Genomic DNA, 15,437 nt, shown 5'->3' with positions numbered 1-15,437 from the left:
CCGGGAGCGCGGCCTACTCCTTCGCGGCCGCCGCCCGGATCGCCTGGGCCGCCCCGGTCGGGTCGTACCCCTCCGGCACCCCGTCGACGAGGATGATGTCGCCCTCGATGCGGCGGGAGCGGAGCGGGGCTAGCTCGCGGTAGGCCGGGGAGTGCCACCAGGCACGGGCCTGGGCGAGGTCGGGGAAGCCGATCATGACGACGGCGCCGGACCAGGTGCCCTCGACGGTCTCGTGCGGGGTGGCGTGGACCAGGAAGCGTCCGCCGTACGGGGTGAAGGTGGCGGGGAGGCGTTCGATGTACTCGGCGATATCGGGGTGGGGGGCGGCGTCCTGGAGGCGGGCGATGGCGTAGGCGGGCATGGTTGCCTTCCGGTCGGGCGCAGGGGCGCGCACCTCGCAAGCATGGCAAGTCGAGTGCGGGACAGGGGAGTTGTCCGCTGCGCGCTGAAACGGGGGCGGGGGTTCCGCGTCGTCCGGTGGCGGGGCCGGGCGCCTTCCCGCTCCCCGGTGGCGACGAACCGTTCGAGGGTGTCCCGGTGCGCGGAGGGGGCCAGGCCCTGGGCGGTGAGCCATGCCGGATCGGGGTGGGTGGCGCGGTACGGGCCGGCCCCGCGCGTGCTCTTCTCCGCAGACTCCCGCCCCCGGCCGGCGCCCGCACCCCGAGAGCGGTCACGCCAACCCGCTGACCTGCCACTTCAAGGTGGCGGAGGCCCACTTGAAGAGCGAGGTGACGGGTAACGTAGCCGCATGACTTCCGACGCCCTGGTGGATGCCCTGGTCCGCAGCACCTTTCAGGTGGTGGGCGTGCTCACCCGCATCGGAGCCGAGCGCGACCTCTCGCTCACGCAGCTGCGGGTCCTCGGCATCCTTCGCGACCGCCGTCCACGCATGACGGAACTGGCGGCCCTCCTCGGTCTCGACAAATCGACCCTGTCCGGCCTCGTCGACCGTGCCGAACACCGCGGGCTGGTGGCCAGGGGCAAGAACCCGCAGGACCGGCGTGTCGTCGACGTGTTCCTCACCCCCGCCGGCGCGGAACTGGCCGAGCAGGTGTACGCCGAGGTCCGACGCACCCTGGCACCCGTGACGAAGCGGCTCGACGCGCGGGAGCGCGGCCAACTCGTCCAGCTGCTGCACGCCACCATCCGCCCGCCCGACCGGGACCGCCTTCCCGAGTCGGGCGGGGACGGCTCGTCCGGATGATCAGGGGTTCCAGTCGCCGGTCATCTCGACGTAGTTCTCGCCGCGGACCTTCTTGCCGTGGTATGTGCCTGTGAAGGCCGCTGCGGCTTCGAGGTAACCACTCCCGTCAGGAGTCTCGATCTCCTGGTCCGGGTCTCCGATGACCCGCACGTCCAGCTCGGAGCGCAGCGCGGGGATGCTGATGCGCCAACGGGTGGGGTACGTCTGGCCGGTGGCCGGACTGGTCCACTGCCGGGAGACGCCCTGCACGAGCGGTTCGACGTCGACCACGTCGTAGGAGCCGTCCGGATGGAGGACCGTCGCCCAGCTGTCCTTGGTCCGGCTGCCGACCGTGTCCCAGACCGCCACCTTGTCACCGTTGGGCATGCTGAGGTTCATCCACGTCCACCGGGTCAGCGACATCGGCATCTCGCCCCACTGCCGGTCCAGCCAGGAGGTACCGGTGATCCCGTGCTTCCTGCCGTCGACGGCGAGCGTTCCGGATGTCCGCATCTCCGGAAACGCGAACTGGTGGTTCGGTACGCCGTCCACGAGGTTGAACACGCCGGTCGACGCGTAGTTCATGGCGGGACCGGTGGGCTCCAGCTGTACGTCGAGAGCCCCCCAGGGCGTCTCCACCTGCACCGACTGACGGACGGAATCGCCGGTCCAGCTCAACCCCGGGGCCTTGATGTCGAGCTTGCCCTCACTCCACCGGTAGTCCTCCGGCTCGACCACCAGGGCGTGGTCCTTGTACCAGCCGGTGGTCTTGTTGATCACCGCGAACGTCCACCGGTATGCGGCCTCACCCCGGTTCGGGAGGATGCGCGTGTGCACCTGGAGGCCGAACTCCTGGCCGCCCGCCTTCACCGAGCTGGTGAAGTAGACCGAGTCGAACCAGGTCCGCTCCGGCCCGGCGGCGTGCCGGCCCAGGTCGACCGCGGGATCGACCACCGCCGGAATCCCTGACGTGGCGGAGCTGGCCGACGAGGCGGCGGCCGGTGGTGTGGACGGCGCCGCGGGCGGTGGGGTCGCCTGGGCCGAAGGGCCGGCGACCGCACCGAACGTCAGAGCCGCCGCCGTGGAGACCAGGGCCGCCACCGGGCGTTTGATCCGGGAGGTGGGCATGGGAGTTCCCCTCACTGTTTGTTTGTAATGCCAACCATCTCATATTGGTTGGCATGGCAAACAACGTCAAGCGGTGCGCCTTCACCCACGTGGACTCGCGGACCGAAGAGCCGGCGTGACCGGCCGTCAGGTGCTCGCACCGGCCACGGGCGACCGCCTGCGAGGGAGAGCGCCTGCCGGCGGCGGACTCCGGGATTCGCCAGCGGGCGGTTCATGGACCTCGGTTCGCGGTCGTTGGCCCGGTGACGCGACCGGGCAGGTGGACGCAAGCCGCACCCGAGAGGCACGTCCAGCCGTTGCCCGAAGCCCTGGAACTGCGGGGCAAGCCGCCGGGCCCTGGCCGTCGGCCTCCGTGGGCAGATCGACGGCCCGCAGAACCGGTTGCGGGACGCGGCACCCTTCGCAGGGCCTGGTGCGGGCGGGAACGTCGGGCTCGGTCGTACGCCGACGGTAGCGGTGAGTGCGGCCCTGGTCGGCGGGGATCTGGCGGCACGTGACGGAATGGTCCATTCCCAAGCGTGATCGCCGCATTCTTACCTCCACATGACCATTCCCGTGCTTAGAGTGCACGGAGAGCGGTTGTTCGAACACGTTCACATGGCCGCCCGGGGAGACGGGGAGGGAAGGTCAGTGCGCAACGGAGCCAAGGCCGCGCTGGTCGGCGGGGTGTTTCTGGGCATGGTGGCGGCTGCCGGGTACGGCGTGTACGACCTGGTCGGCGACGTGGGAGAGGGCGACCGGGTCCCGGCGGCCGAGGCCGAGAGGCCGGCCGGCCCGCCGACCCGCGCCGAAGCGGCCAAGGCGGCCGAGGAGTTCTTCGCGGCCTGGGCCCGTCGGGACGTGGCCGGGGCGGCCCAACTCACCGACGACGCCGTCTCCGCCCGTACCGCGCTCACCGACTACTTCGAGACCGCCCGCGTCAGCCACGTGCGCGTCACCGCCGAGGAGCCGGTCGGCCGCACCGTCGGTTACGCGGTCGAGGCCACCGTCGCCGTCGGCGAACACCGCGGCACCTGGAAGTACGACGGTGAGCTGGAGGTCGTCCGGGGCGAGACGACCGGGCGGGCCCTGGTCGACTGGTCGCCCCAGGTGCTCCACCCCGACCTCCAGGCGGGCGACACCCTGGAGGCCGGGGAGGCCGAGGTGCCGCCGATCCGCCTGGTCGACCGGGCGGGCCAGGAATTGAAGCGCTCCGAGCACCCCTCGCTCGGCCCGCTGCTGGACACCCTGCGGGACCGGTACGGCAAGCAGGCGGGCGGCGAGCCCGGCGTCGAACTGTGGATCGACCCCGAGGGCGGCGAGCCGAGGCAGACCCTGCTCACCCTCGCCAAGGGCGAGCCGGGCACGGTCCGCACCACACTCTCCGCGGCGGCCCAGCGCGCCGCCGAGCAGGCGGTGGCAGGCCGGGCGGAGGCGTCGGTGGTGGCGCTGCGGCCCAGTACCGGCGAGATCCTGGCCGTGGCCGACCACCGGAAGGACGGCTTCGACGCCTCCGTGCTCGGCCAGCTCGCCCCCGGCTCCACGATGAAGATCGTCTCGGCCTCGCTCCTCATCGACAAGGGACTGACCGCCGCCGAACGGCCCGCGCCCTGCCCGCCGTCGGCCGTCTGGCAGAACCAGACCTTCGGCAACCTGCCGGGGCTCGCGCCGAACGAGAACGCCACCCTCGCCGACAGCTTCGCCCGCTCCTGCAACACCGCCTTCGTGAAGTTCGCCGACGAGCTGAAGGACGACGACCTCACCCGCCAGGCCCAGGAGGTCTTCGGCCTGGCCCGCGACGACTGGCGCGTAGGTGTCCCCACCTTCGACGGCAAGGTCCCGGCCTCGGGCGGCCCCGACACGGCGGCCGCGCTGATCGGCCAGGGCCAGGTCCAGCTGAACCCGCTCACCCTCGCCTCGATCACCGCCACCGCCCGCACCGGCGCCTTCCGGCAGCCGGTGCTGGTGCCGCGCGAGATGATCGACGGCCCGCTCGCCCGGGCGCGCGGCCTGGCGCCGGGCACCGCGGCACAGCTGCGCGCCATGATGCACCGCACCGCGACCTCCGGCAGCGCGGCCGGTGCCCTCGCCGGGCTGGGCGGCGACATCGGCGCGAAGACCGGCTCGGCGGAGGTCGACGGGCAGACGGCGGCCAACAGCTGGTTCACCGCCTACCGCGGCGACCTGGCCGTCGCCGCCGTCGCCGAACAGGGCGGCCGGGGCGGCGAGAACGCCGGCCCGATCGTCGCCGCCGTACTGCGCTCCGGCGCCTGACCCGGCGTACGGAACCACCTGCTCCGCGCGCCCGTCCCCGGCCGAGCTGCCAGGGGACGGGGTGTCGGTGCGCGGCACTACGCTGGGCCCCGTCGGTGCCGAGGGGGCGGCGGAGCTGCGGAGGGGACTGTGGGCAAGAGACGACGCGAGGTGCGGCGCGAGCCGGGCGGCAACAACACCAGGAAGTACGCGGTGATCGGCGCGGCCACCGCCGCGGTGATAGGCGCCGGGGTGGGCGCCTGGGCGTTCACCGGCGGGAACGGGGCGGCCGACCAGGCCGCCGAGATACCCACCGGCCCGCTGACGGCGGCCGAGGTCAAGGGTGCCGCGACCAAGTTCCTCGACGCCTGGGCGGCGGGCGAACCCGCCAGGGCCGCCCGGCAGACCGACGCGCCCACCGCCGCCCAGGCCGCTCTGGACGCGTACGCGAAGAGCGCGAGGACCGGGCCGGTGGAGATCCAGAAGGGCAAGCGCGCCAAGGCGAAGGTGCCCTTCTCGGTGGCCACCACCGTCACCTGGGAGAAGACCGACAAGCCCTGGGCGTACGAGTCGGAGCTGACCGTGGTGCGCCGCGCCTCCGACGGCCGCCCGCTGGTCCACTGGCAGCCCTCCGTCCTCCACCCCGACCTCGCCGAAGGCGACCGGCTGGTGACCGGCGAGGCCGGCACCCCCCCGATCCGCGCCCTGGACCGGGACGGCGGGGAGCTGACGAAGGAGAAGTACCCCTCGCTCGGCAACGTCCTGGACAGCCTGCGCGAGCGGTACGGCGAGAAGGCCGGCGGCACACCCGGCGTCGAACTCCGCGTCGTCCGGGCCGAGAAGTCCGACGCGGAGAAGAAGGCCGCCAAGGGCGCGGACGCCGGGTCCGAGGAGGCCGACGAGGTCCCCGACAAGACCTTGCTGACCCTCGCCGAGGGCGAGGAGGGCACGCTGCGGACCACGCTCAGCGCCAAGGCCCAGGCCACCGCGGAGAAGGAGGTGGCCGAGCGGAAGAAGGCGTCGGTGGTGGCGCTGCGCCCCTCCACCGGGGAGATCCTCGCCTTCGCCAACTCCAACCCGGCCGGGTTCAACGTCGCCTTCCAGGGCTCGCTGGCCCCCGGCTCCACGATGAAGATCGTCTCGGCGTCGATGCTCCTGGAGAAGGACCTCGCGGCGATCGACCGCAAGCACCCCTGCCCCAAGTACTCCTCGTACGGCGGCTGGAAGTTCCAGAACGTCGAGAAGTTCAAGATCACCGGCGGTACGTTCCGGGACAGCTTCGGCTCCTCCTGCAACACGGCCTTCATCAGCCAGGCGAAGAAGCTGGAGGACGACGACCTGACCAAGCAGGCGCAGCAGGTCTTCGGGCTGGGCAAGGACGACTGGGCGATCGGGGTCCCCTCGTTCGACGGCGCCGTCCCCGTCCAGTCGGACGCCTCGATGGCGGCCTCGCTGATCGGCCAGGGCGGCGTCCGCGCCAACCCGCTGAACATGGCCTCCGTCATCGCCACCGCCAAGACCGGCGACTTCCACCAGCCCTACCTGGTCTCGCCCGAGGTCGACGACCGGTCCCTGGCCAAGGCCGGGCGGAAGCTCTCCGAGTCGGCGCAGAGCCAGCTCAAGGCGCTGCTCACGCACACCGCCGTCGCCGGGTCCGGGGCGGAGCCGATGGCCGGGCTCGGCACGGATGTCGGCGCCAAGACCGGCAGCGCCGAGGTGGACAACCAGAAGAAGCCCAACGGATGGTTCACCGCCTGGCGCGGGGACGTGGCGGCTGCGGCCGTCGTCCAGGAGGGGGGCCGGGGCGGGGCGTCGGCAGGTCCGTTGGTGCGGGCGGTGCTGCTGGGGTCCTGACGGGGTAGGGGTGAGCGGGGCCGGGCCGACCTGGCTCGGTCGTCGCTGGATTCCCTGCCTGTGGAGGATGCTCCGTGGATGTGCGGTCTGTGCGCAAGGTGATTCTGTTGGGGACCCTCGTGCTGGGGCTGGTCCTCATCACCCTGGTGGCGGGGGCCATCGCCTGGGTGGATGCCACGGGGTGACGTGGGCGGGGTGGCCTCAGGTGCCGGCGGGGCTGTGGGGTGGCCCGGGTGTCCGGGCCGTCCGTCAAGGGTGGCCTCTTGGGCCGGCCGGGCTGGGGTGGCCGGGGTGGCGCCTGACCTCCGGTCAAGGGTGGCCTCGCGGGCCGACCGGGCTGGACTTCGCCCGGCCGGATGTGGCCGAGGTGACCCCGACCTGCCGGTCGAAGGCGGCCTCAAGCGCCGGCCGGGCTGGAAGTGGCTGAGCGGGCGCCCGACCTGCCGGTCAAGGATGGCCTCAAACGCCGGCCGGGCTGGATTTCGCCCGGCCGGATGTGGCCGAGGTGGATGTGGTCGAGGTGGGTGCGACCGGGGTGGATACGGCCGAGGCGGATACGGCCGAAGTGGATGTGGCCGAGGCGGATGTGGCCGAGGCGGATACGGCCGAGGCGGATACGACCGAGGCGGATGCGACCGAGGTGGATGTGACCGAGGTGGATGCGACCGAGGTGGATGCGACCGAGGTGGATGCGACCGAGGTGGATGTGGTCAGGGTGGGGGGTGCCTGGGTGGGGGGTGTTGAGGTGCACGGGGGGCAGCTGTAGAGGGTGGTGGTGGGGCCGCAGGTGCTGCGGATGGTGCGGAGGGGGACGGGGCTCTTGGTGAGGCGGTGGCAGTGCATGCAGCAGGCGATGCCTACCGAGGCTGCGGCCTGGCCCCGCTCCTCGCGCGGCACGGCAAGGGTGCGGTCGTACACAGTGGTTCAGCTCCTCCTGGGCTGGCGTCACCGTACGGGCTGAACGCATAGCCATGTCCGCCCACGCATAACCCTGTCCGGATGCCGTTGCAGGGTTGGCCGGTTGTACGCGCCCGGGGTGCGGGTCAGCCGACGGGCGCCCCGGGCTCCCAGGGGGCGGTCCTGCTTCCTCCCGCCCAGGCGGACATCGGCTACCCGGCCGGCGGTTCGCGACCCGGCGCCACCTCGCCGATCGTCCTCGGCCCACCCCTCACAACGGCTCGGTCCCTCCCACCCGCCTGCACCGCGCGGCCGGAACCATGGTCGACGCGCCGCCCCGAGCCCCCGTGCACCACCTGTGCACCGTCCCGAGCAGGGAACGCCCTCGCGTGGCGCTGACACCTGCCGTTACGGTGCGCACCATGAGCACATCCGAGACCACCGCGCCGACCGCCGCGGAGGCCGCCCCCTCCGTCGTCCTCCCCCGCTTCGCCGAGGCGCTCCAGGCGCTCGGCCTGGGCGAAGTGACCGCGCGTGTACGGAAGTTCCCCGAGGCCACCCGGACCGCCGAGGAGGCCGCCGCGGCCGTCGGCTGCGAACTGGCCGCCATCGTCAAGTCGCTGATCTTCGCCGCCCACGGCCTGCCCGGCTCGGAGGGCCCCGTCCCCGTGCTGGTCCTCCTCGACGGCGCCTCCCGCGCCGATCTCGACCAGATCCGCGACGCGCTCGGCGCCGCCAAGGTGACCCGGGCCAAGGCCGAGCTGGTGCGCGAGACCACCGGGTACGCCATCGGCGGGGTCCCGCCCTTCGGGCACCGCACCCGTACCCCCGTCCTCGCCGACCGCCGCCTGCTGGCGCACCCCGAGGTGTGGGCTGCCGCCGGCACCCCGCACACCGTCTTCCCGATGGCCCCGGCCGACCTGGTCCGCCATGCGGGGGCGACCCTCGTGGACGTACGCGAGTCGGCTGAATGACGCCGGTGGTCGCGGCGGCCGTGCTGCTGGCCGCCTTCACTCACGCCGCGTGGAACGCCCTCGCCCACGCCATCAAGGACCAGCTGACCGCGTTCACGCTGATCAGCGGCGGGGCCGCGGTGATCGCCGCGGTGCTCGCCTGCTTCACCGCGCTGCCCGCCGCCGGAGCCTGGCCGTACCTGCTGGTGTCGGCGGCCCTCCACGTCGGCTACCAGTTGCTGCTGATGCGGTCGTTCTCGCTCGGCGACTTCGGCCAGATGTACCCGATCGCGCGCGGTACCGCGCCGCTGGTCGTCACCGTGCTGGCCGCCGTCCTCCTCGGCGAGCGCCTGGACCGCTGGCAGGGGGCGGGGGTCGCGCTCGCCAGCGCCGGGCTGGTCGGGCTCGCCCTCTGGGGCGTCCGCAGCTCCGGCAAGCGGCCCGACTGGCCCGCGCTGACCGCCGCCGTGACGACGGGGCTCGCCATCGCCGCGTACACCGTCGTGGACGGGGCGGGGGTACGGGCCGCCGGCAGCCCCGTCGGGTACCTCGCCTGGCTGATGGTCCTGGAAGGCATCGCCATCCCCGCGTACGCCTTTGCCCGGCGGGGGCGTGCCCTGCTCCCCTCGCTTCGGCCGCACGCGGCACGGGGGTTGCTCGGGGCGGCGCTGTCCATGGCGGCCTACGGGCTCGTCCTCTGGGCACAGACCCGGGCACCGCTCGCCCCGGTGGCGGCGCTGCGGGAGTCGTCGATCATCGTGGGCGCGCTGATCGGGGCGTTCTTCTTCAAGGAGCGGTTCGGGGCGCCGCGGCTGCTGGCCGCGGCTGTGATGGCTGCGGGGATCGGGCTGATGCTGCACCTCGGCTAGGGCGGGCCTCACTTGCCGGCCCGGCTCATTGGCCTGCGGCCCGGCTTACTGGGCTGCGGCCCTGCTGGTTGGCCTGCGGCCCGGCTTGGCTTTCCTCCGGCTCGGCTCTGTCCGCCCGTGCCGGTCGCCGACTGGCCTCGGCCCCGACGGGGCTGCCCTTGGCCGGGGGCCGCCCCGGCTGTGCGGCTCCTTGACCGTTCCGGTCACCGATGGCCTCAAACGCCGGCCGGGCTATAGGGGTTCGCGGTTCCTCCGGTGCGTGGGTGGGGCGGTGCCGCGCCGGGGTACCTCCTCACAAACTGCCAGGTGCGGGGACAGTTGGAGCATGGCGGGTTGGCGGCAGTTTGCTGCGGGGGCACCCCGACACGACCCCACCCCACGGTCTCGTACGCGGCCAACCGCCGGAGGGCGGAGGAGGCCGTCCCCGATTGTTCTGTTCGCCACAGTCACCACCGACCTCCCCTCAGCAGGCCCCAAAGACTCCTCGGGGACGGTCTGTTTTCTCTCCTCCCACCGGCGGTTCGACGCCGACGAGAGGGAAGGGCGGGGCCGTGCCGGGGTGCCCCCGCAGCAAACTGCCCCGAGCCCGCCTTGAAGCGACAGTCCCCGCACCTGGCAGTTTGTGAGGAGGTACCCCGGCACGGCCACGCCCGACCAACACGACGAACGAACCGCGAACCCCCACAGCCCGGCCGGCGTTTGAGGCCAATCGGTGACCGGCACGGGCAGAAGGCGGCACAGTCGAGGCGGACCCCAGCCGAAGACAGCCCGGCCGGCGCCTGAGGCCATCCGTGACCGGCACGGTCGAGAAGGCCGCAGAACGGGGCGAAGCCCAGCCGAAACCCAGCCCGGCCGGCGCTTGAGGCCAGCGCGGGCCGGCACGGCCAGAAGGCGGCAGAACGGGGCGGAGCCCAGCCAAGGACAGCCCGGCCCGGGCGCAGCCCAGCCAAGGACAGCCCGGCCCGGGCGCAGCCCAGCCAAGGACAGCCCGGCCCGGGCGCAGCCCAGCCAAGGACAGCCCGGCCCGGGCTGAGGCCAACGAGCCCAGCCGACGAGTGAGGCTACCCCTGGAGAACCCCGCGCACCGCGCGGACAAGCGCTTGGGCCCGCGGGTCGTTGGTGACGGTCTTCTGGAGCCCGTTGGTGACGTAACCGAAGGCGACCCCGCTCTCCGGGTCGGCGAAGCCGAGGGACCCCCCGCGGCCGGGGTGGCCGAAGGACCCGTCGGCGAGCAGGGGCGCGGCAGCCCCGTGCAGCATGAACCCGGGCCCGAACCGCGTCGGAACGACCAGCACCCGGTCAGCCCCCTCGGACTCCACCGTGCGAGCCAGCGCCAGCGTGGCGGGAGCGAAGAGACGCGGCCCGTGTTCGACGGGGCCGATCAGGGAGGCGTAGAAGCGGGAGAGGGCGTGCGCGGTGGCGATGCCGTTGGCGCCGGGGAGTTCGGCGGCGTGGTAGGCGGGGCTGTTCTGGTCGGCGGGCGGGGCGACGGCGTCGAAGGCGCGGCGGGTGAGGGAGGCGGGGTCGCGGTAGGCGTCCTGGACGTTCCGGCGCGGACGGAGCCGCAGCCCTCCGCCGCGCTCGGGGGCGGCGACGGGCCCGGACCGCCCGACGCGGTCCTTCTCTGCGGCCGGGAGCCCGATCCACAGGTCGAGCCCGAGCGGCCCGGCGATCTCCTCGGCGACGTGGCGGCCGAGCGACACCCCGGTGACGCGGCGGACGAGTTCGCCGGTGAGCCAGCTGTAGGTCTGCGCGTGGTAGCCGTGCTCGGTGCCGGGTTCCCAGACGGGGGCCTGGGCGGCGACGGCGGCGGCGCCGGTGCCGGGGCGGGCGGCCTGCTCGGGGGTGAGCGGCCGGTCCAGGACGGGGACGCCCGCCCGGTGGGCGAGGAGGTGGCGGACGAGGGTGCGCCCCTTGCCCTGGGCGGCGTACTCGGGCCAGTAGGTGCTGACCGGGGCGTCGAGGTCGAGACGGCCGCGCTGGTGGAGCAGGAGGAGGGCGGCGGCGGAGACGCCCTTGGTGACGGAGTGGACGACCTGCGCGGTGCCGCGCTCCCAGGGCGCCGTGCCGTCGTGGTCGCGGGTGCCGGCCCACAGGTCGACGACGGGGCTGCCGTGGCGGTGGACGGTGACGGCGGCACCGCGGTCGCCGAGCTGGGCGAAGTTGCGGGCGAAGGCGTCGCGGACCGGCTCGTAGCCGGGGGCGACCGTGCCGTGGACGGCGACGGGTTCCGGCGCGGGGTCCTGCTCGTCGGGGGCGGGGTGGCCGGTGGCCTCGGCGGTGTCGTTCACCGTTCCATGGTCACAGATGCGAGGGCCGGGGCTGACGGGGGTGGCCCCGGGGCCCCGGCCCGGTCACCGAGGGTGCTCGGCAGCACGCGGTGGGGTGGGAGGGCGGGACCTCGCCAGGAGGATTTCCCCTTCTTATGGGATATTCATCGCACAAGGGGCGGGCTTCTGGGCGACACAGCGCAGGAGTACAAGGGTTCCGCCGCCCTCACCGGCCGGGACCCGCCGGACGAGTCCGCCGCGACGACCCCGCCGCCGGACTCCTTCGCCTCAGGAGGACAGCACGATGACTGCCGCAGTCGAGCAGCGCGCCCGTGGGTACATCGTCACCGACGGCAACGACCACTTCGCCGTCCCGGTCCTGCTGCGGTACACCCCCGAGGCGGCCGACAGCGCGGAGTGCCCGGTCGTCCTCCACTTCCCCGGGGCCGGTTTCGCCTCCCCGGACCGGGAGGTTCCGCGCGCCCTGCTGGAGGCGGGCCTGCGCACCGCCCGTGCCGAGGGCCCGGTCCGGGTGTGGCCGTGCGGGCGGGTGCAGACCGTCGTGGAGTTCCACGCCCAGGGCGAGGAGCCGCTGGTCATCCAGTTCGACGCGGTGGTGCTCGTCCGCTTCCTGCGGCGTACGCACGCGGAGGGGCCGGCCGGTGAGCCCGCTGTGGCGGCCTCCGCTCACGATCCCGGGTCCGGGCCCACCGCCGCGACCACCGCCACCACCGGTACGACCCGGGTCGGCGCCCCCGGCTGACCCGCGCCGGCCGGGGCGGCCCCGGACGCGGGGCGGCCCCGCACCGACTCCCGGTGCGGGGCCGCCCTGGGGCCGTGGTCAGGCGGAGACCGTCTGACGCTCCTCCTTGCCCGCACCGCCCTCGGCGGCGTCCGCGTCGAGCTTCTTGCGGAGCTTGTCGCCCTCCACGTCGAAGTCGGGCAGGGCACGGTCCAGCCAGCGCGGCAGCCACCAGGCGCGCTGGCCGAGCAGGGCGAGCACTGCCGGGACGATCGCCATCCGCACCACGAAGGCGTCGAAGAAGACGGCGATGGCGAGGCCGAAGCCGATCATCTTGATCATCTGCTCGGTGGAGCCGATGAACCCGGCGAAGACCGCGATCATGATGACCGCCGCCGCCGTCACGACGCGGGCGCCGTGGCGGAAGCCGGTGGTGATGGCCTGCGAGGGCGACTCCCCGTGGACGTACGCCTCGCGCATGCGGGTGACGAGGAAGACCTCGTAGTCCATGGCGAGGCCGAAGACCACGCCGACCATCAGGATCGGCATCACGCTCATGATCGGGCCGGGCTGCTCGACCCCGAAGAGCCCGCCGAGCCAACCCCACTGGAAGACCGCGACGACGGCGCCGAGCGCGGCCACCACCGAGAGCAGGAAGCCGAGTGCGGCCTTGAGCGGCACCAGGACCGACCGGAAGACCACCATCAGCAGCAGGAAGGCGAGGCCGACGACGAGCGCCAGGTAGGGCAGCAGGGCGTCGTTCATCTTCTCCGAGAAGTCGATGTTCATCGCGGTGGCGCCGGTGACGGAGACCTCGGCTCCGTCCTCGGCCTTCAGCGTGTCGCCGAGGTCGCGGATGTCGTGGACGAGCGTCTCGGTCTCAAAGGAGTTGGGCCGGTCCTTGGGGATGACCGTGAACATCGCGGTGTCGCCGGCCCGGTTGGGCACCGGCGGCGTCACGGCGACGACGTGCTCGTTCTTCTGGATCTCCCCGGTGATCCGCTCCAGCACGGCCTCCTGGTCGCCGCTCCCCTTGAGGTCGACGACGCCGACCAGCGGGCCGTTGAAGCCGGGGCCGAAGCCGTCGGAGAGCAGGTCGTACGCCTTGCGCGGGGAGCTGGACGTGGGCTGGGCGCCGTCGTCCGGCAGGCCCATCTCCAGCGAGGCGGCCGGGACGGCGATGACGCCGAGGCCGATCACGCCGGCGAGCAGCACCATGACGGGGCGGCGCTGGACGAAGCGGGCCCAGCGGGTGCCGCCGTTGTCGCGCGGAATGTCCTCGGCGAGGACCTCGCCGGTGGCGGCCCGCCCGGCGGCGGCCTTGCGGGCTTTGCGGTCCTTGCGCGAGACGATCCGCTCCCCGGCGAAGCCGAGGAAGGCCGGGATGAGGGTGATGGCGACGAGGACGGCCAGGACGACGGTGCCCGCGGCGGCCACACCCATCTTGGTGAGGATCGGGATGTTGACGACGGCCAGGCCCGCCAGGGCGATGACCACGGTCAGGCCGGCGAAGACCACGGCGGAGCCGGCGGTGCCCACGGCCCGTCCGGCGGCCTCCTCGCGCTCCCGGCCCTCGGCCAGTTCGGCGCGGTAGCGGGAGACGATGAAGAGGGCGTAGTCGATGCCGACGGCCAGGCCGATCATCATCGCGAGGGTCGCGGTGGTGGAGCCGAGGTCCATCACGGAGGCGAGCGCGGTGATGGTGGAGACGCCGATGCCGACGCCGATCAGCGCGGTGATCAGCGGCAGTCCGGCGGCGACCAGCGAGCCGAAGGTGACGACCAGGACGATGCCGGCCACGACCACGCCGATGACCTCGGTGATCCCGGTCTGAGGCATCACCATCAGCGCGTCACCGCCGATCTCCACGGTCATGCCGCCCTCGCGGGCGTCGTTCCCGGCGTTCTTCAGGGAGTCCCGGGTCTTCTCGGTCAGTTCGAAGGAGCTGACGTCGTAGGTGACGGTGATGTAGGCGGTGGTGCCGTCCCGGCTGACGGCGGGGGCCTTCTCGTCGAAGGGGTCGGCGACGGAGGCGATCTGGTCCGAGCCGTCCTTCAACTCCTTGACGATGCCGGAGACCTCGGCCGCGTTCTCGGGCGCGGTGATCTTCTCGCCCTCGGGCGCCTTGAAGACGACGCGCGCGGAGGCCCCGTCGGCGCTCTGGCCCGGGTAGCGCTCCTCCAGCAGGTCGAAGGCGCGCTGCGCCTCCGTGCCGGGTATGGAGAAGGAGTTGGAGGTCGCGGTGGACGCGGTGGCGGCGCCGACTCCGGCGAGCGCCAGCAGCGCCACCCACACCAGGGCGACGATGCCGCGGCGCCGGAAGGCGAACCGTCCGATCGTGTGGAGGAAAGTGGCCACGGGGGCGTACTCCCGTTCATGTCGTAGGGGTTCGGGACGCAGGTGCTCAGCCCGACGACGAGAGCGGCGTGTCGGTCAGGTGCGGACGGGTGCCTGCCGCGCCCGGGGACGCGGCGTGTTCGTACGCGGCTGCGCTGTGCGGTCGTCGCGACGCCCGGCCCCTGGCCGGGGCGGGCGGCGCGGTCAGGCTCCGAGGGCGGGGAAGACCACGGAGTGCACGTAGTGGCGGAGGAAGGCCCGGTCCACCGGCCGGTTCTCGATGAGCAGCCGCGCGGCGAGCGCGCCGATCATCATGTGCGTCACGTAACCGAGTGCCGGGTTGTCGGCCGCGACCTCGCCGCGGTCGACGGCCCGGCGCAGCAGGGTGCCGACTCCCTCCGTCTCCGGGTTGATCAGCTGGCTGATCAGCGCGTCGTGGAGTTCGGGGCTGGCCGAGGCCGCCTGCATCAGGCCGCGCATCAGCGCGGTGTCCTGCTCCAGCCGCTCGTCGTCGGCCAGCTCCAGGACGGCGTCGAGGTCGCCGCGGAGCGAGCCGGTGTCCACTTCGTCGAGGTGGACCGGCTTCTCGCATCTGAGTGCCCGCACGACCAGTTCGGCCTTGCTCCCCCACTGGCGGTAGAGGGTGGCCTTGCTGGTGCGGGCGCGCGCCGCGACGGCGTCCATCGTCAGGGCGTCGTACCCGACCTCACGGAGCAGGCCGAGGACGGCGGTGTACAGCTCGCCCTCCCGCTCGGGTGTGAAGCGCGTACCTGCCATGCCGGTGTCTCCTCGCAGCCTGCCGGGTGTCCCCGGGCACGGGCGCGTGCCGGCGGACGACCCCGTCATGAACGAAACGGTTTCGTACAGCTCGTACGACGTTACCCCGCGGGAAAACCCGTGCGCGCCCCCTTCCGTGTGCCCTCGGCCACACCGGGCCGCACGCGTCGGCGGCCGGGGCCCGAGTTGCCGCCC

Annotated in this window: 12 protein-coding genes; 7 read left to right on the top strand and 5 right to left on the bottom strand. The window is 73.2% G+C overall.

Annotated features, from left to right (window positions below; translation table 11 throughout):
• Nucleotides 1-13 precede the first annotated feature (13 nt).
• Nucleotides 14-361 (bottom strand): DUF1330 domain-containing protein, encoded by a 348-nt coding sequence (locus tag ACSLIC_RS16255; RefSeq protein ID WP_436738418.1) that lies wholly within the window; start codon nt 359-361, stop codon nt 14-16.
• Between the two features lie 387 nt (nt 362-748).
• Here ACSLIC_RS16255 and ACSLIC_RS16250 point away from each other — a divergent pair, with 387 nt between their 5' ends.
• Nucleotides 749-1,204, top strand: a complete 456-nt coding sequence (locus tag ACSLIC_RS16250) for a MarR family winged helix-turn-helix transcriptional regulator (RefSeq protein WP_436738417.1) — start codon at nt 749-751, stop codon at nt 1,202-1,204.
• Here ACSLIC_RS16250 and ACSLIC_RS16245 read toward each other — a convergent pair whose 3' ends face one another.
• Nucleotides 1,205-2,311 (bottom strand): lipocalin family protein, encoded by a 1,107-nt coding sequence (locus tag ACSLIC_RS16245; protein WP_436738416.1) that lies wholly within the window; start codon nt 2,309-2,311, stop codon nt 1,205-1,207.
• A 630-nt stretch (nt 2,312-2,941) separates the two neighbouring features.
• Here ACSLIC_RS16245 and ACSLIC_RS16240 point away from each other — a divergent pair.
• The 5 genes from ACSLIC_RS16240 to ACSLIC_RS16220 all read left to right on the top strand — a co-directional run bounded on the left by ACSLIC_RS16240 (nt 2,942) and on the right by ACSLIC_RS16220 (nt 9,116).
• A complete protein-coding gene (locus ACSLIC_RS16240; protein WP_436738415.1) occupies nt 2,942-4,564 on the top strand; it encodes a penicillin-binding transpeptidase domain-containing protein in 1,623 nt (540 codons plus the stop codon).
• Between the two features lie 129 nt (nt 4,565-4,693).
• Complete coding sequence (locus tag ACSLIC_RS16235; RefSeq protein ID WP_436738414.1) at nt 4,694-6,397, top strand: penicillin-binding transpeptidase domain-containing protein; 1,704 nt, start codon at nt 4,694-4,696, stop codon at nt 6,395-6,397.
• Between the two features lie 505 nt (nt 6,398-6,902).
• Entirely contained in the window at nt 6,903-7,163 is a 261-nt protein-coding gene (locus ACSLIC_RS16230; protein WP_436738413.1) for a hypothetical protein, read from the top strand.
• A 553-nt stretch (nt 7,164-7,716) separates the two neighbouring features.
• Nucleotides 7,717-8,268, top strand: coding sequence for a YbaK/EbsC family protein (locus ACSLIC_RS16225; RefSeq protein WP_436738412.1), 552 nt, complete (start codon nt 7,717-7,719; stop codon nt 8,266-8,268).
• Nucleotides 8,265-9,116, top strand: a complete 852-nt coding sequence (locus ACSLIC_RS16220; RefSeq protein WP_436738411.1) for an EamA family transporter — start codon at nt 8,265-8,267, stop codon at nt 9,114-9,116. Before ACSLIC_RS16225 ends, ACSLIC_RS16220 begins: the two co-directional genes overlap by 4 nt.
• Nucleotides 9,117-10,177: 1,061 nt before the next feature.
• Here ACSLIC_RS16220 and ACSLIC_RS16215 read toward each other — a convergent pair.
• Complete coding sequence (locus tag ACSLIC_RS16215; protein WP_436738410.1) at nt 10,178-11,407, bottom strand: serine hydrolase domain-containing protein; 1,230 nt, start codon at nt 11,405-11,407, stop codon at nt 10,178-10,180.
• Nucleotides 11,408-11,690: 283 nt separating this feature from the next.
• Between ACSLIC_RS16215 and ACSLIC_RS16210 the strand changes: the two genes are divergently transcribed.
• A complete protein-coding gene (locus ACSLIC_RS16210; protein WP_436738409.1) occupies nt 11,691-12,149 on the top strand; it encodes an SsgA family sporulation/cell division regulator in 459 nt (152 codons plus the stop codon).
• 78 nt (nt 12,150-12,227) lie between these two features.
• On the opposite strand, the gene ACSLIC_RS16205 is transcribed toward ACSLIC_RS16210, so the two are convergent.
• Entirely contained in the window at nt 12,228-14,486 is a 2,259-nt protein-coding gene (locus tag ACSLIC_RS16205; protein ID WP_436738408.1) for an MMPL family transporter, read from the bottom strand.
• A gap of 183 nt (nt 14,487-14,669) precedes the next feature.
• Complete coding sequence (locus tag ACSLIC_RS16200) at nt 14,670-15,242, bottom strand: TetR/AcrR family transcriptional regulator (RefSeq protein WP_436738407.1); 573 nt, start codon at nt 15,240-15,242, stop codon at nt 14,670-14,672.
• Nucleotides 15,243-15,437 lie beyond the last annotated feature (195 nt).

The organism is Streptomyces sp. BBFR102 (assembly GCF_051397025.1).
Lineage (GTDB): Bacteria > Actinomycetota > Actinomycetes > Streptomycetales > Streptomycetaceae > Streptomyces.
The sequence above is the reverse complement of the archived record's forward strand: the minus strand, read 5'-3'. Positions and strand labels throughout refer to the sequence as shown.